Consider the following 19,368-nt stretch of genomic DNA (forward strand, 5'->3'; position numbering starts at 1 on the left):
TGATCGGTGCGGGTGGTCGGGTTCAGGCGGGGTCCGGCCCTGGCGGCCGGCCCGGCCGGAGGCCGCGGCGGCCCCGGGTCTCCGGGCCGCCGAAGCTTGCCGGGGGGCCGCCGTCGGGTTCCTCGGCGAGGAGGATTCCGCCGAGGACGGCGCCGCCGAGGCCGGTCACGGGGTCGCCGGAGTAGGGGGTTCCGTGCGCTCGGACGTCCCGTTCGGCCAGGTCCCGGGCCTGACGGGCCAACTGGTCGGCGAGGGCCACGCCCGGCCCCCCCACGGCCAGTAGCCGTGCCGCCTCCGCCAGCAGCGTGCGGGCCTCGGCGCCCACGGCCCCCCGGTGCGTGTCGACGAAGTCCTCCGCCGCGCCGACGGCACCGCGGGCGACCAGCCGTACGGCCGCCCCGATCACCCCGGCCCGGCCGACGCCCAGCGGCTCGACGGCCCTGGCGATGTGCCGCAGGGCGCCCACCGGGTCGTACGGACCGCCGGTCAGCTCCTCCCGAACGGCACGCAGCACGCCGTCGGCCCGGGCGATCCGCGCCCGCAGTTCCCCGGCGGGCACGTCGGCCGGCCCGGCCTCGCGGGCCGCCGCGATCTCCGCCTCCGCGCCGGTCAGCGCCGCCGGCACCAGTCCCGCCGCCTCCCGCACCTGAGCCGCGAGCCGCTCCACGCCGGAGACCAGGACGTCGGCCTGCGCGATGGCACCCTCGGCGGCGCGCAGATGCCGGGCCGCCCGCTCACGGGCAGCGGCATCGTCCGCCTGGCGGCACGCGTTGAGGTGGCCGGTGGCGAACACCAGCCGGTCCTTGGCCTGTTCGAGATACCCCGTGACCGGCTTCACGACCGACGCGGCGAACCGCTCGCCCAGCCCGCCCAGCGTCAGCGCCGCCCCGCCCGTCCGCCCGGCCAGCTCCCGGAACCGCCCCTCCGCGATCTCCAGCGCCTCGCCCGCCCCCCGTTCCAGCGCCCGCAGCTGGTCGAACCCGGGCGCCTCCGCGTCCAGCCGCCGCCCGGCCTCCGCGCACCGCCCGACGACCCCCACCAGCGCCTGCCGCCGGGCCACCTCGTCCTGAGGCACCCCCTGCTCGTACCGCCGCCGTATCGCGAAGGCGGCCGCCAGCTCGGTTTCCGCTGCCCGCAGCGCCCGCGCGAACGGCGCCACCGCCTCCGCCCCGGACAGGGCCTCCGCGAAGGCGAGTTCCTCCCGGCTGGTGCGCACACTGTCGTCCGCGACGACCAGCGCGGTCCGTGCCTGCCGCTCGAACTCATCCGCCGTCGGCGCGGGCGGCCGGACGGACACCATCCCGGGCGTCGTACGGGTCCGGGCCCGCCGGGTGCGCCGTACGTACCCGTACCCGGCCAGCACGCCCGCCGCGCCCAGCACCGCGAGCGGCAGCAACAGATCGGTGGGCGACGTCTCGTCCCGTTCCGGCGCGGCGGCACTCGCGACCGGCCCGGCCCGGGCGACGGGAACCGGATCTTCGGTGCTGATCGTCATCCCCGGCAACACCAGCCACACGGATCCGACAGCACAGCCCAGCACGGCATGCGCCACCCGCACGGCTATGTGCGACGTGGCGTGCCGCGGCCGGCCCCTGATCAAGATGGACGTCACATTTCGGAGCGTATGGGCAGGTACCGGGCTCCGCGACCGGGGTGGGCGGTCGGGGGACGGGGATGACGAGGACAGGGGGTACGGGGATGGACGCGGAACCGACGCGGGAGCGGCCGGTGACCGGAGAGGGCATGGACGGAGAGCCCGCCGAAGCGCCGCACGCACCGACGGCCGCCGACGGCGAGAACCCCCCGCAGGGGCCACCCGCTCCCGATGACGAAAACAGCCCGGACGGTGCGGGCGGGAGCGAAGAGGCCGAAGGCGAAGCCGAGGTCAAGCGCCTGCCGAAGCGCCGCTGGGCAACCCGCATAGCCATCACCCTGGCCCTCCTGTTCCTCCTTCCCCTCCTCACCGCCGAGACCGCCCTCCGCGTCAACTACACCGGCGACCCGGCCGACGGCACCTACACCAGGGGCAAGGACGCCCTCTGGCTCGGCCACGCCTGGGTGGACGGCAGAAAGGACGAAAGGGACGTCAAAACCCTCGCCCGCCGCCTGCGGGGCACCGGCATCCGCGACCTGTACGTCCATTCCGGCCCCCTGGAACACGACGGCACCCTTCCCGATTCGGCCTACCCAAAGGCACGTTGGCTGATAGCCGCCGTCCACCGGGAACTGCCCGGCGTCCGGGTCCAGGCCTGGCTGGGCGACGTACTGGCCACTGAGTCCCCGGACGGCCTGCGCCTGGAGCGCGCGGCGACCCGCGCCGCCGTCGTCCGCTCCACCCGGGAGATCCTGGCCGACGGGTTCGAGGGCGCCCACTTCGACCTGGAGCCGCTCCACTCCGGCGACCGCGACTACCTCGCCCTCCTCGACGACCTGCGCCGCGTCACCCGCGACCACCACGCCCTGCTCTCCGTCGCCGCCCACCAGATCGACCCGCTGCCCGCCTTCCACTCCTTCTGGGGCACCACCACCGGCCACCCCAAGTGGTGGTCGCAGGCGTACTTCGGCCAGGTGGCCCGCCGCGTCGACCAGATCGCCGTGATGTCGTACGACACCATGCAGCCGCTGCAGAGCCTGTACGGCGGCTACGTCGCCCAGCAGACCTCCCTGGCCCTGGAGGTCACCCCGCCCTCCACCGACCTCCTCATGGGCCTGCCCTTCTACCACGAGAACCGTTTCGGCCACTGGGGCCACGCGGAGACCGTCCCGGCCGCCGTCCGGGGCGTGCGCCTGGGCCTGTCCCGCACCGACGCCGACCGCGCCCGCTTCGGCGTGGCCCTGTACGTGGACTTCGCGGCGACGGATGACGACTGGACCGCGTACGGGAAGGACTGGGTACACCAGTAGTGCCCCTGGCGTACAGAAGTGCCATGCTGATCGTCATGCACATGTACGTGGTGGTCGCGGGCGCGCTGGTCGTGGCGCTGATGGCGGGGTTCGGCATCGCGGGCATCACGACCGGCTGGGTGCTGCCGCCGGCCCGGCACCGCATCCTGCGGCCGAGGCTGTGGGGGTACGGCCAACTGCTCGGCGCGGCCGGGGCAGCCCTGTGGATGTTCCTCGGCGTGTTTCCCGCCAGGCTCGATGTGCTCCCGCTCATCGGCTGGTTCGTGTTCACGGGGAGCCTCGGCCTGCAGATGCTGGCCAAGCGTCCCGGCCGTACCCCCGGACCGCCCCCTACGAACTCCGCCTCCTGATCTTCGACCCCAGCCACACCAACGGGTCGTACTTGCGGTCGGCGGCGCGTTCCTTCAGCGGGATCAGCGCGTTGTCCGTGATCCTGATGCCCTCGGGGCAGACCTCCGTGCAGCACTTGGTGATGTTGCAGTAGCCGAGCCCGTGTTCGTCCTGGGCCGTGCGCTTGCGGTCCAGGCCGGTCTCGGCGGCGGCGTCCAGGGGGTGCATGTCCAGTTCGGCGATGCGCATCAGGAAGCGCGGGCCGGCGAACGCCGTCTTGTTCTCCTCGTGGTCACGGACCACATGGCAGGTGTCCTGGCACAGGAAGCACTCGATGCACTTGCGGAACTCCTGCGACCGGTCCACGTCCTCCTGCATCATGCGGTACTCGCCCGGCGCGAGACCGGCGGGCGGCACGAAGGCCGGGACCTCCCTGGCCTTCTGGTAGTTGAAGCCGACGTCCGTCACCAGGTCCCGGATCACCGGGAAGGCCCGCAGCGGGGTCACGGTGATCGTCTCCTCGCGGTCGAACACCGACATGCGCGTCATGCACATCAGCCGGGGCCGCCCGTTGATCTCCGCGGAGCACGAACCGCACTTGCCCGCCTTGCAGTTCCAGCGCACCGCGAGATCCGGCGCCTGGGTGGCCTGGAGGCGGTGGATGATGTCGAGCACCACCTCGCCGTCGTTGACCTCGACCTTGAAGTCCTCCAGGCCGCCGCCCCCCGTATCACCCCGCCACACCTTGAAGCGGGCCTCGTAGCTGCTCACTCGTAGAGCTCCTCTTCGGCGAGGTACTTGACCAGCTCCTCCTTCTCGAAGAGGGCGAGCAGGTCGGGACGGATGGGTTCGGTGGTCTCCCGTACGAGCTCGATCTGGCCGCGGACCGGGTCCGCCGCCGCCAGTCCGCCCGTGGGGTCGGTGAGCCGGCACAACAGGTTGACCCGGCGCCAGTCGCGCTCCATCGACGGGAAGTCCTCGCGGGTGTGCCCGCCGCGCGACTCGGTGCGCTCCAGCGCCGCCCGCGCCACGCACTCGCTGACCAGCAGCATGTTCCTGAGGTCCAGGGCGAGGTGCCAGCCCGGGTTGAACTGCCGGTGCCCCTCCACCCCGGCCCGCCGCGCCCGTACCCGCAGCTCCGCGAGCTTCTTCAGCGCCTGCGCCATCTCGCCCTCCCGGCGGATGATGCCGACCAGGTCGTTCATGGTCTGCTGGAGTTCCTGGTGCAGGGTGTACGGGTTCTCCGGCGGGCCGCCGGCCGGTTCCCCGGTCTCCGCCTCGGCCGAGAAGGGCCGCAGCGCCTCCGCCGCCGCCCGGTCGACCTGGGCGTCGTCCACGGGCGGGCGTCCGGACGCCCGCCCCCGCGCGTACTCGGCCGCGTGCCAGCCCGCCCGGCGTCCGAACACCAGCAGGTCGGAGAGCGAGTTGCCGCCCAGCCGGTTGGAGCCGTGCATGCCGCCCGCGACCTCCCCGGCCGCGTACAGCCCGGGCACCCCGCGCGCGGCGGCCGTGTCGGAGTCGACCGCGATGCCGCCCATCACGTAGTGGCAGGTCGGCCCGACCTCCATCGCCTCCGCCGTGATGTCGACATCGGCCAGCTCCTTGAACTGGTGGTACATGGAGGGCAGCCGCCGGCGGATCACCTCCGCCGGCATCCGCGTCGACACGTCCAGGAAGACACCGCCGTGCGGTGAGCCGCGGCCCGCCTTCACCTCGGAGTTGATCGCCCGGGCGACCTCGTCGCGGGGGAGGAGCTCCGGGGGACGCCGGTTGTTGTCCGGGTCCTCGTACCAGCGGTCGGCCTCGTCCTCCGACTCGGCGTACTTCTCCTTGAAGACGTCCGGGATGTAGTCGAACATGAACCGCTTGCCCTCGGAGTTCCTGAGCACCCCGCCGTCGCCGCGGACGGACTCCGTGACGAGGATGCCCTTGACCGACGGCGGCCAGACCATGCCCGTCGGGTGGAACTGCACGAACTCCATGTTCAGCAGCGGCGCCCCCGCCAGCAGCGCCAGCGCGTGCCCGTCGCCGGTGTACTCCCACGAGTTCGACGTCACCTTGAACGACTTGCCGATCCCGCCCGTCGCGATCACGACGGCGGGGGCCTCGAGGACGAAGAAGCGGCCGGACTCGCGCTCGTAGCCGAAGACCCCGGAGACCCGGTCGCCGTTCGTGAGGACACGGGTGACGGTGCACTCCTGGAAGACCTTGAGCCGGGACTCGTAGTCCCCGGTCTCGCGGTGGTCCTCCTGCTGGAGCGCGACGATCTTCTGCTGGAGCGTGCGGATCAGCTCAAGGCCCGTGCGGTCGCCGACATGGGCCAGGCGCGGGTACTCGTGGCCGCCGAAGTTGCGCTGCGAGATCCGGCCGTCCTTCGTACGGTCGAACAGCGCGCCCCAGGTCTCCAGCTCCCACACCCGGTCCGGGGCCTCCTGGGCGTGCAGCTCCGCCATCCGCCACTGGTTGAGGAACTTGCCGCCGCGCATGGTGTCGCGGAAATGGACCTGCCAGTTGTCGTGCTCGTTGGCGTTGGCCATCGCCGCCGCGATGCCGCCCTCGGCCATCACCGTGTGCGCCTTGCCGAACAGCGACTTGCAGATCACCGCCGTACGGGCGCCCCGCTCCCGCGCCTCGATGGCGGCCCGCAGCCCGGCGCCGCCGGCGCCCACCACGACGACGTCCCACTCCTGACGGTCGACCACGGACATCACAAAGCCCCACTCATCTAGAAGAAGCGCGGATCGTCGAAGACACCGGACGCGACCAGGTACACGTAGAAGTCGGCGAGCGCCACGCTCACCAGGGACGCCCAGGCCAGCAGCATGTGCTGGGCGTTCAGCCGCCCGATCCACTGCCACATCCGGTAGCGCACGGGGTGCTTGGAGAAGTGCTTCAGCTTGCCGCCGACGATGTGCCGGCAGGAGTGGCAGGACAGGGTGTACGCCCAGATCAGGACGATGTTGGCCAGAAACACCAGCGTGCCCAGACCCATGTGGCCCCAGCGGTAGTGCGTGTCGCGGAAGGCCAGCACGGTGTCGTAGGTGAGCACCCCGGCGACGAGCACGGCGGCGTAGAAGAAGTACCGGTGGACGTTCTGCAGGACCAGCGGGAAGCGGGTCTCGCCGGTGTACTTCCGGTGCGGCTCGGCCACCGCGCAGGCCGGCGGGGACGCCCAGAAGCTGCGGTAGTACGCCTTGCGGTAGTAGTAGCAGGTCAGGCGGAAGCCGAGCGGGAAGACCAGGATGATGATCGCGGGGGAGATGCCCCACCAGCTTCCGAAGACGTCGGCGTTCGGGCCCGCGCGCATGGCCCGGCAGTTCTCCGCCAGGCACGGCGAGTAGAACGGCGAGACGTACGGCGCCGCGTAGTAGTCGGCGTTGGTGAACCCCCGCCAGGCCGAGTAGACGACGAACGCCAGCAGGCCGGCCGCGGTGACGGCAGGGGCCAGCCACCAGCGGTCGGTCCGCAGGTGCGGGGCGGCGATCGCGGCGCGCGTACCCGTTCGTACACCGCCGCTGTTCGAATGGGATTCCGTACCAGTGGCCAAGGGATGACTCCGGTCGGTTCAGGGGGCGTGCCGGTCGCGGGCGCCCAGACCCTCGTCGTCCGAGTCCGTCCACAGGCTCATGTCGTACGGCGTGTCGGAGATGGTGACGAGGTCGGGCCGGTGCGAGGCGGCCGGGGCGGCGGCCGCCTCCCGCAGCAGTGCCACGCTCTCGCGCAGATGGTCGGCGTCCATCCGGATCCGGCGCATCTCGAGGCCACCGCTGCCGAGCTGCTTCTCCAGGCGACCCAGCGACCGGTACAGGTCGTCGAGACAGCGCTGGACCGATGTCAGTTCATCGTGTACGGACATGACTTGCCCTCACTTCCGCTGGTTCTGCGGGCCCTGGGCGGCAACGTTCATGCGCCTGCGAGTGTTGCGCGTCACACCTGTTGCTGTGAAGGCATGTGCATCGATTGGCGGAGTCGCGTGGGTGCATCTCCGGATGTGTTGCGCCGCACGGGTGGGCTTACTTTTCGTCGCCGCCGTGTCGCCCGGTGTAGCCGGATCCTTTCCTCTTCAGTAGCCGCATAGATCTGATCAGCTCCATATACCGCCAAACGTGATCATAACGCCCGCGGCTCCCCGGAGGTAAGCAGAGATGTCCCACGACGGCGTCGGACTGCGCGCGGTCATGCGCTCGGTAGCCTTCCTCACCGCGGGCGCGCTCGCGGTACCCGTCCTCACCGGCTGCGGCTCCGACGACGAGGCGAGCACCCCGCTGGCCGCACAGGACATCGCCTCCGCCGCCCGCGCCCAGGTCGCCGACGGCGGCACCCTGCGCTGGGCCGTGGACGAGGTACCGGAGACCCTGAACACCTTCCAGGCCGACGCCGACACCGGCACCACCCGGGTCGCCCAGGCCGTCCTGCCGTCGATGTTCCGTCTCGACGCCGCCGGCCGCCCGGTGCGCAACCCCGACTACCTGGACTCCGCCAAGGTCGTCGAGACCGAGCCCCGCCAGGTCGTTCTGTACAAGCTGAACCAGCAGGCCGTCTGGAGCGACGGCCGGGAGATCGGCGCCGCCGACTTCGCCGCCCAGTGGCGTGCCCTCTCCGGCAAGGACGCCGCCTACTGGACGGCCCGCAACGCCGGCTACGACCGCATCGCCAAGATCGAACGCGGCGCCAACGACCTGGAGGTCCGGGTCACTTTCAGCCGCCCCTACGCCGACTGGAAGTCGCTGTTCTCCCCGCTGTACCCGAAGGACGTCATGGGCACCCCCGACGCCTTCAACGACGGCGCCCGCCGCAAGCTCAGGGTCACCGCCGGCCCCTTCAAGGTCCAGAAGGTCGACACCGCCGCCAAGGACGTCGTCCTCACCCGCAATCCGCGCTGGTGGGGCCACCCCGCCAAGCTGTCCGAGATCGTGCTGCACGCCGTACCCCGCGACCAGCGGGCCGCCGCGCTCGCCGACGGCACGGTGAACCTTGCCGACGTCGACGCCTCCGAGGCCGGGCGCATCAACCTCGCCACCCGCGAGAAGGGCACGGGCACGCCGCTGCAGGGATCCGGGCGCACCTCCGCCAAGAAGCTGCGGGCCTGGGCCCTCGCGCACGGCTTCGACTCCGACGACGTCCACGCCGGCCAGAAGAAGCTGCGCAACGCCATCACCACCTACCTCCGCCAGCAGCAGGACCTGCGCGGCTACGAGGTCCGCAAGTCCCTGGAGCCCGCCTACACCCAGCTCGCCCTCAACGGCTCCGAGGGCCCCCTCGCCGACGAGCGGGTCCGCCGCGCCGTCGCCCGCGCCCTCGACCGCGCGGAACTCGCCAAGGTCGTCCTCACCCCCCTCGGCCTGCCCGCCGTCCCGGTCGGCAGCCACCTCGCCCTGTCCGGGCAGGCCGCCTACGCCGACAGCAGCGGCGCCCTCGGCGGCCAGGACACCGCCGAGGCGAAGGCGCTGCTCGCGGACGCCGGGTGGGTGGCCGGCGGGCCGGTCAAGGAGCAGAAGAAGGGCGAGAAGGCGGCCGGCCCCGAGCGGAAGAAGGGTGACGAGTCGGCGGGCGGCGACGACGGCACGTACATCGTCGGCGAGGACAACAAGGACGCCCGGGACCACCAGGACCACACGAAGAACGACGAGGGCGGCAAACACCTCGCGCAGGAGGGCAGGCAGCACACCGGCAAGCAGGGCGGTGCCCCCGGCGCGTACGCTCCCCGGGGCACCGCCGCCCCGGCGGGCGCCGCGGCCGGAGCGCTCGCCAAGGACGGCAAGGCGCTGATCCTGCGCTTCGTACTCCCCTCCGGCCCCGGCTCCCAGACCCTGCGCGCGGTCGCCGACCGGATCTCCGGCATGCTCCAGAAGGTCGGCATCCGCACCGACATCACCACGGTCTCGGACGAGAGCTACTTCAAGGACCACATCGCATCCGGCCAGTACGACCTCGCCCTGTACTCCTGGCCGTCCTCCCCCTTCCCCGCCACCGACGCCCGCCCGGTCTACGCCAAGCCGGTCCCGGCCGCCGACGGCTCCCTCAACGTCGAGCAGAACTACACCCGCGTCGGCACCGACCAGGTCGACCAGCTCTTCGACGAGGCCGCGGCCACCCTCGACGAGGACGAGTCCCGCGACCTGATCCGCAAGGCCGACTCCCGCATCTGGGCCGCCGCCGCCTCCATCCCCCTCTACCAGCGCCCCCAGCTCACCGCCGCCCGGAAAAACCTGGCCAACGCGGGCGCCTTCGGCTTCCAGACCCCGGTCTACGAGGACATGGGCTTCCTGAAGAAGGGCGCGAAGCCGTCGACCAGCCCGTCGTCCTAGTAGCCGCCGGCAGCCTGCCGGGGCCGCGCCGCTGCGGGCAGTCGTGCCTCCTCCAGTGCCTCACGGGCCTGGGGGACCCCCGGCGGCACGGGTGGGCGATGGGGTCCCCCCCCGCTCGAGCGAAGCCGAGAGTGGGGCGGGCGCCCCGCGGCGCGGGGCGCCCGCCCCAGCACCGGCCCGGACCCGAAAAAGCAGGCCTGACCTGCACCGACGTACCCAAGACGCCGAACTCCCGGCGGGCCCCGTACCATGGGGTGAGGCCGTGGCGTGTCCAGCCCGGCAGGGCCCGCGCAACACAGACGTCCGCGCAGGGCATTCCTCACACTCCGGGAGTACGCCGCAATATGGCCACGCGCCACGACATCCGCAACGTCGCCATCGTCGCCCACGTAGACCACGGCAAGACCACCATCGTCGACGCCATGCTCAAGCAGGCCGGTGCCTTCGCCGCGCACCAGCTCGACCAGGTCGACGACCGCGTCATGGACTCCAACGACCTGGAGCGTGAGAAGGGCATCACGATCCTCGCCAAGAACACGGCGGTGAAGTACCACCCCAAGGACGGCGGGGACCTCATCACCATCAACATCATCGACACCCCCGGCCACGCAGACTTCGGCGGCGAGGTCGAGCGCGGTCTGTCGATGGTCGACGGTGTGGTTCTGCTGGTCGACGCCTCCGAGGGGCCGCTGCCGCAGACCCGCTTCGTGCTCCGCAAGGCCCTCCAGGCCCGCCTCCCCGTCATCCTGTGCATCAACAAGACGGACCGCCCGGACGCCCGTATCGACGAGGTCGTCAACGAGACCTACGACCTCTTCCTCGACCTGGACGCGGACGAGGAGCAGATCGAGTTCCCGATCGTCTACGCCTGCGGCCGTGACGGCATCGCGTCCCTGACCAAGCCGGAGGACGGGACCGTCCCGGGCGACTCCACCAGCCTGGAGCCGTTCTTCTCCACGATCCTGGCGCACATCCCCGCCCCCACCTACGACGAGGCCGCCCCGCTGCAGGCCCACGTCACCAACCTGGATGCCGACAACTTCCTCGGCCGTATCGCGCTGCTCCGCGTGGAGCAGGGCGAGCTCAGGAAGGGGCAGACCGTCGCCTGGATCAAGCGCGACGGGTCCATCAGCAACGTCCGCATCAGCGAACTGATGATGACCGAGGCCCTCACCCGCAAGCCCGCCGAGAAGGCCGGCCCGGGTGACATCTGCGCCGTCGCCGGCATCCCGGACATCATGATCGGCGAGACCCTCGCGGACACCGAGAACCCCATCCCGCTGCCGCTGATCACGGTCGACGAGCCCGCGATCTCCATGACCATCGGCACCAACACCTCGCCGCTGGTCGGCCGTGGCGGCACCGGCAAGGGCGCCGACGCGAAGGCGGCCGTCAAGGACCGCAAGGTCACCGCCCGCCAGGTCAAGGACCGCCTCGACCGCGAGCTGATCGGCAATGTCTCCCTCCGCGTGCTCGACACCGAGCGTCCGGACGCCTGGGAGGTCCAGGGCCGTGGTGAGCTCGCGCTCGCCATCCTGGTGGAGACCATGCGCCGGGAGGGCTACGAGCTCACGGTCGGCAAGCCGCAGGTCGTCACCAAGGACGTCGACGGCAAGACGTACGAGCCGGTCGAGCGCATGACGATCGACGTGCCCGAGGAGCACATGGGCGCGGTCACGCAGCTCATGGGCGTGCGCAAGGGCCGGATGGACAACATGTCCAACCACGGCTCGGGCTGGGTCCGCATGGAGTTCGTGGTCCCCTCGCGCGGTCTCATCGGCTTCCGTACCGAGTTCCTCACCAGCACCCGCGGCACGGGTATCGCCCACTCCATCCACGAGGGCTTCGAGCCCTGGTTCGGCCCGCTGCAGACCCGCAACAACGGCTCGCTGGTCGCCGACCGCGCCGGTGCCGTCACCGCGTTCGCGATGACGAACCTCCAGGAGCGCGGCGTGCTGTTCGTGGAGCCGGGCACCGAGGTGTACGAGGGCATGATCGTCGGTGAGAACTCCCGCTCCGACGACATGGACGTCAACATCACCAAGGAGAAGAAGCTCACCAACATGCGGTCCTCGACGGCCGACGTGGCCGAGTCGATCGTGCCGCCGCGCAAGCTCTCCCTGGAGCAGTCGCTGGAGTTCTGCCGCGACGACGAGTGCGTCGAGGTGACCCCGGAGGCGGTCCGCATCCGCAAGGTCAACCTCGACCAGCGTGAGCGCGCCCGCGCCGCCAGCCGCGCCAAGCACAGCTGACGCGCAGCTCGCGCACAGCCTGAGCCCGGGTGCCCCCATGAGGGGTGCCCGGGTTTTTTGCAACCCATTTTCGAGCGACCCCTGTCCGGAATCCGGAGATCCGCGCCCGATACCCATGGAACACGTCCGTTTCGCGGCCTTCTCCCGCTCGATGGTTTGTCCAATTTCTGGAAGGTGTACGCCTCAGCTGTGACTGAATTGAGATTTAAAGACGGTGGTCGACACCTGGCTCATGGCAGATAGTTAGCCGCGTAGCGCTCGGGTCAATGGGTCTCGCGCTGTGGGGGCAGCGCCGACTCACGAGCACCAGGGGGTGCCTGACCCTCCGTCAGGGGTGTCGGAGGGCGGACGGAAACCCCTCCTGTCGGTGAACGCGTGACGTCATGAGGAGGAACCCTATGTGCGGTGTCGAGTACGCCAGGTGGGCCCCGCGGCTCTGAGGATCCGGCCGGCCACTCAGGTGGGCCGTTCAACTACGCGCGTCCGACTGCGGTTTCGCGCTGCTCGGAGTGCCCGGACCCTCACACACCCATACCTGTGAAACGGACGAACCGTGACAAGTCCTATCGACACTGAGGGCGGCGGGACGTCGGTCGTCGTCGACGGCGCATCAGGGCCGCAGACGAGACCCGAGGTCGCCAAGCTCGAGGGCCGGTCTCCCGGCCAGCTGATGTGGATCCGCTTCAAGCGCGACCGGACAGGCGTCGTCTCGGCCTACGTCGTGGGCTTCTTCTTCCTGATCGGGCTGCTCGCCCCGCTGATCTCCAAGCTGTACGGCAAGGATCCGTACACGGTGTACGCGGACGAACGCCCCGAGCTCTTCGACAGCGCGGGTGTGCCGGTGCAGCCCAACGGCGGTATCAGCGGCGAGTTCTGGTTCGGCCTCGAACCGGGCAACGGCTACGACGTCTTCACCAAGCTCCTCTACGGCATCCGCACCTCGCTGATGATCTCGGTCGCGGTCACCATCGCGGTCGTCGTCACCGGCATCCTGCTCGGCGTCGCGGCCGGCTACCTCGGCGGCAGGACCGACTACGCCATCGGCCGGGTCATCGACTTCCTGCTCGCCTTCCCGGCCCAGCTGTTCTTCATCGCCAGCATGCCCGTCGTGGTCTCACTGTTCGTCAGTCCCCGCGACGAGACCCCGACTTACGTGCGGGTGGTCGCCCTCATCCTCGTCCAGTGGTTCCTGGGCTGGATGAGCCTCGCCCGCATCCTGCGCGGCACCTCACTCGCCCTGCGGGAGCGGGAGTTCATCGAGGCGGCCAAGGTCAGCGGCGCCTCCCCGTGGCGGATCACCCGCAAGGAGATCCTGCCCAACGTCGTCACACCGCTCCTGGTGCAGTCGACGTACCTGCTGCCCGCCTTCGTGACCGCCGAGGCCGGTCTGTCCTACCTGGGCGTGGGCATCGTCGAACCGACGCCGGACTGGGGGCAGATGTTCTCCAAGGCGTCCACCGAACTCGTGATGCAGAACGACATCACGTACATGTTCTTCCCCGGCATCTCGATGATCGTCTTCATCGTCGCGTTCAACCTGCTCGGGGACTCGGTCAGAGACGCCTTCGACCCCAAGACCGCGCGCTGACCAGGCAGTTGCAGTTCTCTTCGCACGCACTTCTTCCGCACTGGTGACACACAGATGGGTGGGAAACTTCAGTGATGAGTAGGGGCGGACGCCATCTCTACGGGGCACTCTCCGTGCTCGCGGCCGGAGCTCTTGTGCTCACCGGTTGCAGCAAGGGCGGCAGCGACAACGGCACCAACGACAAGAAGGACCAGCAGGACGCCAAACGCCAGCAGGCGTCGATCAAGTTCGGCGACGCGGCCGACTCCACCGGCCCCGCGGCCGACGTCCCCGGCGCCAAGCCCGGCGGCACCATGGAAGTCCTGCAGCGCGACACCTACGCCCACCTCGACCCGGGCCAGATCTACGTCTCCGACGAGATGTCGCTCTCGCAGCTGATCCACAGAGGGCTCACCGGCTACAAGGCCACCAGCAACGACGGCAGCAAGCACGAGGTGGTCGGCGACCTCGCCACCGACTCCGGCACCACCACGGACGGCGGCAGGACCTGGAAGTACACGCTCAAGGACGGCATCAAGTTCCAGGACGGCACCCCGATCACGTCCAAGGACGTCCGGCACACCATCGAGCGGCTCTTCGCCCCCTTCATCAACCAGGGCCCCGCCTACGTCCAGCAGTGGCTGGCCGACACCGCGGGCGCCGACTACCGCAAGCTCCTCAAGGACGGCCCCTACAAGGGCAAGCACCTGCCGAACAGCGTCCTTCGGACGCCGGACGAGAAGACCATCGTCTTCCACTTCAAGACCCCGCACCCCGACCTGCCGTACGCGCTGGCCATGGCGGGCTACTCGGTGGTCTCCGAGAAGGGCGACACCAAGGAGAAGTACGACAAGGCGCCGCTGGCGACCGGACCGTACAAGGTCCGGTCGTTCAAGTCCGGCAAGTCGATGGTGCTGGTGAAGAACACCAACTGGGACTCGAAGACGGACCCGCTCCGCCACCAGTACGTGAACCAGTTCACCTTCACCTTCAACCAGCAGTTCGAGACCTCCACCAAGGCCCTGCTGGCGGACAGCGGCGCCGACCAGACCGGCCTCAGCTTCAACAACCAGGTCGACGCGGGCAACCTGTCCAACGTCCTGCGCGACCCGAAGCTCAAGTCCCGCACGGTTTCCGGCTACCAGTCGTACGTCGGCCAGATGAACATCAACATGAGCCACCCGGCGATGAAGGACAAGACGGTCCGCGAGGCCATCGCCTACGCCCTGCCGGTCACACCGTTCGTCCGCGCCTTCGGAGGCACCGACGCGATGGAGGTCGCCGGCGGTCTGATCTCCCCGACCGTCTCCGGCTACGACCCCTCGTTCGACCCGTGGGGCAAGAAGAAGAAGCCCGCCGGTGACCCGGACAAGGCCAAGGCGCTGCTGAAGAAGGCCGGCAAGCTCGGCATGAAGCTGACCTTCGGCTACATCAACACCCCCGAGGGCCAGCAGTACTCCACCGCCATGGCGGCGGGCCTGAAGAAGGCAGGCTTCGACGTCCAGCGCCAGGAGATCCCGGCCGAGACCTACTACGACCAGGTCTCCAAGCTGAACAACAACTACGACATCTTCCACACCGCGTGGGGTGCCGACTGGCCGTCCGCCTCGACCGTCATCCCGCCGCTGTACGACGGCCGCGTGATCGCCGAGGGTGCGCAGAACTACTCGCAGGTCAACGACCCGAAGATCAACAGCGAGATCGACCGCATCAGCAAGATCACCGACCCGGCCAAGTCGGCGGCCGCGTGGGAGAAGCTCGACCAGTACATCGTGAAGGACGTCGTCAACGTCGTCCCGACCGCGTACTACAAGCAGACCCAGATCGCCGGTACCAAGGTCGGCGGCCTCGTCTACGACGACGTGATCAGCGGCATCGACCCGCGTCGCCTCTACATCAAGTAACCGTCCCCGCCGGTACCCGGTGTGCCGCCCTCCTGGCGCACGCCGGGCACCGTCCGGCCAGCCGACGTCAGAGAGCTGCCCCTGTCATGCTGCGCTTCCTCGTCCGCCGGTTCCTCGGTGCCGTCGTCATTCTCTTTCTGCTGAGCATCGTCACGTTCCTGCTGTTCTTCGGGATGCCGCGCGACCCGGCGCTGCTGATGTGCGGCAAGACCTGCAATCCGGACAGCCTGGCCAACATCCACCACGTGCTCGGCCTCGACAAGTCCGTCCCCGAGCAGTACTGGATCTTCCTGCACAACCTCGTCATGGGCAGCAGCGACTTCGCCCAGGGCCCCTGCCCCGCCCCGTGCTTCGGCTACTCGTACCACACCAACGAACAGGTCTGGGGGACGCTGACGGACCGCCTGCCCACCACCGTCTCGCTCACCCTCGGCGGTGCGGTGTGCTTCCTCATCGTCGGCCTCGGCACCGGCCTGCTGGCCGCCTGGCGGCGCGGGACGCTGATCGACAAGACGGCCACCGCGGGCGCGATGGTGCTCAGTTCGATGCAGATCTACTTCCTCGGCCCGCTCGCCCTGGCGGTCCTCGTCTACCAGACCCACTGGTTCGACAAACCCGCCTACAACGAGTTCACCGCGGACCCCGTCACCTGGTTCACGGGCCTGATCATCCCCTGGGTGGTCCTCTCCACGATCTTCGCCGCGCAGTACACCCGTATGGCCCGCTCCTCGATGATCGAACAGCTCCAGGAGGAGCACGTGCGCACCGCGCGGGCCAAGGGCATGTCCCGTCGGTACGTCTTCTTCCGCTACGCCTGGCGCGGCTCGCTGATCCCGATCGTCACCATCTTCGGCATCGACCTCGGATCCCTGCTCGGCGGCGCGATCATCACCGAGTACACCTTCGGCCTGCCGGGGCTCGGCAACCTCGCGGTGCAGGCCGTCTTCTTCAGCGACCTGCCGCTGCTGCTCGGCGTGATGCTGTTCTCCGCCACCATGATCCTGCTGTTCAACATCATCGTCGACGCCGCCTACGCCTATATCGACCCGCGCGTCCGGCTGGCCTAGGCCGGGTAAGAGGAGCACTGTCGTGACCACTCTGACCAAGGAAGCCGGCGCGCCCTCACCGGCGGGCGGGGGGACCCTGCTCTCGGTGCGGGACCTGCACGTCAGCTTCAAGACCGAGGACGGCATCGTACGGGCCGTCGACGGGCTCTCCTTCGACCTCGAACGCGGCAGGACGCTGGGGATCGTGGGGGAGTCCGGGTCCGGAAAGTCCGTGACCAACCTGACGATCCTGGGCCTGCACAATCCCATGTTCACCACGGTCGAGGGCGAGATCCTGCTCGACGGGCAGGAACTGACCACGGCCCGCGAATCGGAGCTGGAGAAGCTGCGCGGCAACAAGGTCGCCATGATCTTCCAGGACCCGCTGACCGCGTTGTCCCCGTACTACACCGTGGGCCGCCAGATCGCCGAGCCGTATCGCAAGCACACCGGCGCCTCCAAGCGGGCCGCGTGGAACCGTGCGGTCGAGATGCTCGGCAAGGTGGGCATCCCCCACCCCGAGGAGCGGGCGAAGGACTACCCGCACCAGTTCTCCGGCGGCATGCGCCAGCGCGCGATGATCGCCATGGCCCTGGTCTGCGACCCCGACCTGCTGATCGCGGACGAGCCGACGACGGCGCTGGACGTGACGGTCCAGGCCCAGATCCTGGACCTCCTGAAGGACCTGCAGCAGGAGTTCGGCTCCGGGATCGTCTTCATCACGCACGACCTCGGCGTGATCGCCGACATGGCCGACGACATCATGGTGATGTACGCGGGCGGCGCGGTGGAGCGGGGGACGGTGGACGAGGTGCTGCGCGCCCCTCAACACCCCTACACCTGGGGGTTGTTGAACTCGATGCCCCGTCTGGACTCGGACATCGACGCCCCGCTGGCACCCATCCCCGGCTCGCCGCCCTCGCTGCTGAACCCACCCTCCGGCTGCCGCTTCCACCCCCGCTGCACCTTCCAGGACCGCGTGCAGGGAGCCGGCCGCTGCGTGAACGAACGCCCCCCGCTGGGGCCGGACCGGGCATCGGCCTGCCACCTCACGGCGGAACAGAAGCGGACCATCTTCATCGAAGAGATCAAGCCCCGGTTGGGCTGAGGCTCCTACGGCACAGGAGGACACCGTCATGAAAGAGGACCTGGTCCTTCCCGCCCCGCGCGAGTCGGCCACCGGGGCGGAGGGGGAGCCCCTGCTGGAGGTCTCCGCGCTGACCAAGCACTTCCCGGTCAAGGGCGGCTTCCCGATCCGGCGCACGGTCGGCCACGTCCAGGCCGTGGACGGCATCGACCTGACCGTGCGGGTCGGGGAGAGCTTCGGCCTGGTGGGCGAGTCGGGCTGCGGCAAGTCGACGACGGGCCGGCTGATCACGCGGCTGCTGGAACCGACGAGCGGGACGATCTCGTACCGGGGCCAGGACATCAGCCACGCCTCGCGCAGGCAACTGGTGCCGATCCGCTCCGAGATCCAGATGATCTTCCAGGACCCGTACTCGTCCCTGAACCCCCGCCAGACGGTGGGCAAGATCATCTCCAATCCCATGGAGGTCAACGGGATCGAACCCGAGGGAGGCAGGGAGACTCGGGTCCGCGAGCTGCTGGAGATCGTGGGGCTGAACCCCGAGCACTACAACCGCTTCCCGCACGAGTTCAGCGGGGGCCAACGTCAACGGATCGGGGTGGCACGGGCTTTGGCGCTGGAGCCGAAGCTGATCGTCGCCGACGAGCCGGTGTCGGCCCTGGACGTGTCGATCCAGGCCCAGGTGGTGAACCTGCTCCAGGAGGTCCAGAAGGAGCTGGGTATCGCGTTCCTGTTCATTGCCCACGACCTGGCGGTCGTTCGCCACTTCTCGCAGCGCGTGGCGGTGATGTACCTGGGCAAGATCATCGAGGTGGGGGACCGGGACTCCATCTACACCCGCCCCCGTCACCCCTACACACATGCCCTGCTGTCAGCGGTGCCCGAGGTGAACCTGACGGAGGAGGAGTCGGGCGGCCGCGAGCGCATCCGCCTGGCCGGCGACGTACCGTCCCCGATCTCCCCGCCGTCCGGCTGCCGCTTCCGGACACGCTGCTGGAAGGCCCAGGACACGTGCGCGACGGAGGAGCCACCGCTGGTCCAGATCACCGGCAACCGGCCCGGTCACCTGACGGCCTGCCACTTCCCGGAGGAGCCCACGACGGAGGCCCGGGACGAGGACATCGTGCTGGACCCGGCGCTGGCGGCGTTGGAGGAGACGGGGGAGACGGGGAAGGCGGCCCGGGAGGGCTAACAGGCGGCCCGTGCCACCGTGATGAGCTCCGGACTGGCGGGGGTGACCGGCCCCCGCCCCCAGTCCCCGTACTGCTCCACGACCGTCAGCCCGGCCTCGGCCAGGAAGCCGGAGAGGGCCTCGACGCCGAGGAAGCGCAGGGTCGACGTACTGACCCTGGGCCGGTCCCAGCCGTCGCTGTCGAAGGTCTCGGTCAAGGTCACCCTCTCCCCGACGGGACCGCCCCGCACCTCCTGTCGCACGCGTACGGTCCTGCCGTCGGCCCCCGTCGCCCTCCGCACCCGTTCCGGCGTCCAGCTCTCCCACGCCCGGGCGAACGGATTGGGCGTATCGAAGACGAACCGCCCGCCGGGCGCCAGCGCCGACCGCACGGCCCGCAGACAGGTACGCACCTCCTCGTCGCCGAGGAGTGCCTGGAAGGCGTGACCGGTCATCACGACCAGTTCGAACTCCCCGGCCCACAGCCGCGTCCGCAGATCGCCCAGCACCCACTCGACCCCGGGTTCCGAAGCCCATGCCCGGACGAGCATCGCGGCGGCCGGATCCAGGCCCATGAGCCGCCCCCGGTGCCCCTCCGCACGCGCCCGCCGCAGCAGCTGCCCCGTGCCGCAGCCGACGTCCAGCACAGAGCCTGCGGACATCACCAGGCCGAGATGGAAGTCGCCACCCGGCCCCCACGGGTGGAGGCTGTCGTACAGCGCGGCGAGCGAGAGATCGGCGAACGAGTGATCGACCACCGCGGCAGTGTGTCACACGCGGCAGCGACGCACGGCCGGTT

At 69.9% G+C, this 19,368-nt stretch carries 15 protein-coding genes; 9 read left to right on the plus strand and 6 right to left on the minus strand.

From position 1 onward, the window contains the following. Window positions 1-22 precede the first annotated feature (22 nt). Entirely contained in the window at window positions 23-1,495 is a 1,473-nt protein-coding gene (locus ACIBBH_RS08380; protein ID WP_399403648.1) for a hypothetical protein, read from the minus strand. 203 nt (window positions 1,496-1,698) lie between these two features. Between ACIBBH_RS08380 and ACIBBH_RS08385 the strand changes: the two genes are divergently transcribed. Both ACIBBH_RS08385 and ACIBBH_RS08390 read left to right on the plus strand, forming a co-directional pair. After that, complete coding sequence (locus ACIBBH_RS08385; RefSeq protein WP_399403240.1) at window positions 1,699-2,904, plus strand: hypothetical protein; 1,206 nt, start codon at window positions 1,699-1,701, stop codon at window positions 2,902-2,904. Window positions 2,905-2,927: 23 nt separating this feature from the next. Continuing rightward, window positions 2,928-3,254, plus strand: coding sequence for a hypothetical protein (locus ACIBBH_RS08390; RefSeq protein WP_399403242.1), 327 nt, complete (start codon window positions 2,928-2,930; stop codon window positions 3,252-3,254). Here ACIBBH_RS08390 and ACIBBH_RS08395 read toward each other — a convergent pair. Genes ACIBBH_RS08395 through ACIBBH_RS08410 form a run of 4 tightly spaced genes read right to left on the minus strand, consistent with a single transcriptional unit; the run spans window position 3,235 to window position 7,090 of the window. Continuing rightward, window positions 3,235-4,005 carry a succinate dehydrogenase/fumarate reductase iron-sulfur subunit gene (locus tag ACIBBH_RS08395; RefSeq protein ID WP_399403244.1) on the minus strand — a complete coding sequence of 257 codons (771 nt, stop codon included), beginning with the start codon at window positions 4,003-4,005 and terminating at the stop codon, window positions 3,235-3,237. The genes ACIBBH_RS08390 and ACIBBH_RS08395 overlap by 20 nt on opposite strands. Next, window positions 4,002-5,942 carry a fumarate reductase/succinate dehydrogenase flavoprotein subunit gene (locus tag ACIBBH_RS08400; RefSeq protein WP_399403246.1) on the minus strand — a complete coding sequence of 647 codons (1,941 nt, stop codon included), beginning with the start codon at window positions 5,940-5,942 and terminating at the stop codon, window positions 4,002-4,004. Before ACIBBH_RS08400 ends, ACIBBH_RS08395 begins: the two co-directional genes overlap by 4 nt. 17 nt (window positions 5,943-5,959) lie before the next feature. Continuing rightward, a complete protein-coding gene (locus tag ACIBBH_RS08405; RefSeq protein WP_399403247.1) occupies window positions 5,960-6,781 on the minus strand; it encodes a hypothetical protein in 822 nt (273 codons plus the stop codon). 18 nt (window positions 6,782-6,799) lie between these two features. After that, complete coding sequence (locus tag ACIBBH_RS08410; RefSeq protein WP_399403249.1) at window positions 6,800-7,090, minus strand: hypothetical protein; 291 nt, start codon at window positions 7,088-7,090, stop codon at window positions 6,800-6,802. Between the two features lie 289 nt (window positions 7,091-7,379). Between ACIBBH_RS08410 and ACIBBH_RS08415 the strand changes: the two genes are divergently transcribed. The 7 genes from ACIBBH_RS08415 to ACIBBH_RS08445 all read left to right on the plus strand — a co-directional run bounded on the left by ACIBBH_RS08415 (window position 7,380) and on the right by ACIBBH_RS08445 (window position 18,590). After that, window positions 7,380-9,542: an ABC transporter family substrate-binding protein gene (locus ACIBBH_RS08415; protein WP_399403251.1), complete on the plus strand. Its 2,163-nt coding sequence runs from the start codon at window positions 7,380-7,382 to the stop codon at window positions 9,540-9,542. A 344-nt stretch (window positions 9,543-9,886) separates the two neighbouring features. Then, window positions 9,887-11,794 carry a translational GTPase TypA gene (typA, locus tag ACIBBH_RS08420; RefSeq protein ID WP_399403253.1) on the plus strand — a complete coding sequence of 636 codons (1,908 nt, stop codon included), beginning with the start codon at window positions 9,887-9,889 and terminating at the stop codon, window positions 11,792-11,794. A 553-nt stretch (window positions 11,795-12,347) separates the two neighbouring features. Beyond that, on the plus strand, window positions 12,348-13,382 hold the full coding sequence (locus ACIBBH_RS08425) for an ABC transporter permease (RefSeq protein ID WP_399403255.1): 1,035 nt from the start codon (window positions 12,348-12,350) through the stop codon (window positions 13,380-13,382). A gap of 74 nt (window positions 13,383-13,456) precedes the next feature. Then, the gene (locus tag ACIBBH_RS08430; protein WP_399403257.1) at window positions 13,457-15,265 is read left to right on the plus strand and encodes an ABC transporter substrate-binding protein; all 1,809 of its coding nucleotides are present in this window, start codon (window positions 13,457-13,459) and stop codon (window positions 15,263-15,265) included. A gap of 86 nt (window positions 15,266-15,351) precedes the next feature. Beyond that, window positions 15,352-16,332 (plus strand): ABC transporter permease, encoded by a 981-nt coding sequence (locus tag ACIBBH_RS08435; protein WP_399403259.1) that lies wholly within the window; start codon window positions 15,352-15,354, stop codon window positions 16,330-16,332. A gap of 22 nt (window positions 16,333-16,354) precedes the next feature. Then, window positions 16,355-17,419: an ABC transporter ATP-binding protein gene (locus ACIBBH_RS08440; RefSeq protein WP_399403261.1), complete on the plus strand. Its 1,065-nt coding sequence runs from the start codon at window positions 16,355-16,357 to the stop codon at window positions 17,417-17,419. Between the two features lie 28 nt (window positions 17,420-17,447). Next, complete coding sequence (locus tag ACIBBH_RS08445) at window positions 17,448-18,590, plus strand: ABC transporter ATP-binding protein (RefSeq protein WP_399403263.1); 1,143 nt, start codon at window positions 17,448-17,450, stop codon at window positions 18,588-18,590. On the opposite strand, the gene ACIBBH_RS08450 is transcribed toward ACIBBH_RS08445, so the two are convergent. Beyond that, window positions 18,587-19,327 carry a class I SAM-dependent methyltransferase gene (locus ACIBBH_RS08450; RefSeq protein WP_399403265.1) on the minus strand — a complete coding sequence of 247 codons (741 nt, stop codon included), beginning with the start codon at window positions 19,325-19,327 and terminating at the stop codon, window positions 18,587-18,589. The genes ACIBBH_RS08445 and ACIBBH_RS08450 overlap by 4 nt on opposite strands. Between the last annotated feature and the right edge of the window lie 41 nt (window positions 19,328-19,368).

It is taken from the genome of Streptomyces sp. NPDC051636 (genome assembly GCF_044453765.1).
Taxonomy (GTDB): domain Bacteria; phylum Actinomycetota; class Actinomycetes; order Streptomycetales; family Streptomycetaceae; genus Streptomyces.

What these genes read in the sequence shown, in the direction of transcription:
- ACIBBH_RS08410 (WP_399403249.1), bottom strand. Translation starts at nt 7,090, where the DNA reads ATGTCCGTACACGATGAACTGACATCGGTCCAGCGCTGTCTCGACGAC.
- ACIBBH_RS08415 (WP_399403251.1), top strand. Translation starts at nt 7,380, where the DNA reads ATGTCCCACGACGGCGTCGGACTGCGCGCGGTCATGCGCTCGGTAGCC.
- ACIBBH_RS08380 (WP_399403648.1), bottom strand. Translation starts at nt 1,495, where the DNA reads ATGACGATCAGCACCGAAGATCCGGTTCCCGTCGCCCGGGCCGGGCCG.
- typA (WP_399403253.1), top strand. Translation starts at nt 9,887, where the DNA reads ATGGCCACGCGCCACGACATCCGCAACGTCGCCATCGTCGCCCACGTA.
- ACIBBH_RS08445 (WP_399403263.1), top strand. Translation starts at nt 17,448, where the DNA reads ATGAAAGAGGACCTGGTCCTTCCCGCCCCGCGCGAGTCGGCCACCGGG.
- ACIBBH_RS08390 (WP_399403242.1), top strand. Translation starts at nt 2,928, where the DNA reads ATGCTGATCGTCATGCACATGTACGTGGTGGTCGCGGGCGCGCTGGTC.
- ACIBBH_RS08400 (WP_399403246.1), bottom strand. Translation starts at nt 5,942, where the DNA reads ATGTCCGTGGTCGACCGTCAGGAGTGGGACGTCGTCGTGGTGGGCGCC.
- ACIBBH_RS08430 (WP_399403257.1), top strand. Translation starts at nt 13,457, where the DNA reads ATGAGTAGGGGCGGACGCCATCTCTACGGGGCACTCTCCGTGCTCGCG.
- ACIBBH_RS08435 (WP_399403259.1), top strand. Translation starts at nt 15,352, where the DNA reads ATGCTGCGCTTCCTCGTCCGCCGGTTCCTCGGTGCCGTCGTCATTCTC.
- ACIBBH_RS08385 (WP_399403240.1), top strand. Translation starts at nt 1,699, where the DNA reads ATGGACGCGGAACCGACGCGGGAGCGGCCGGTGACCGGAGAGGGCATG.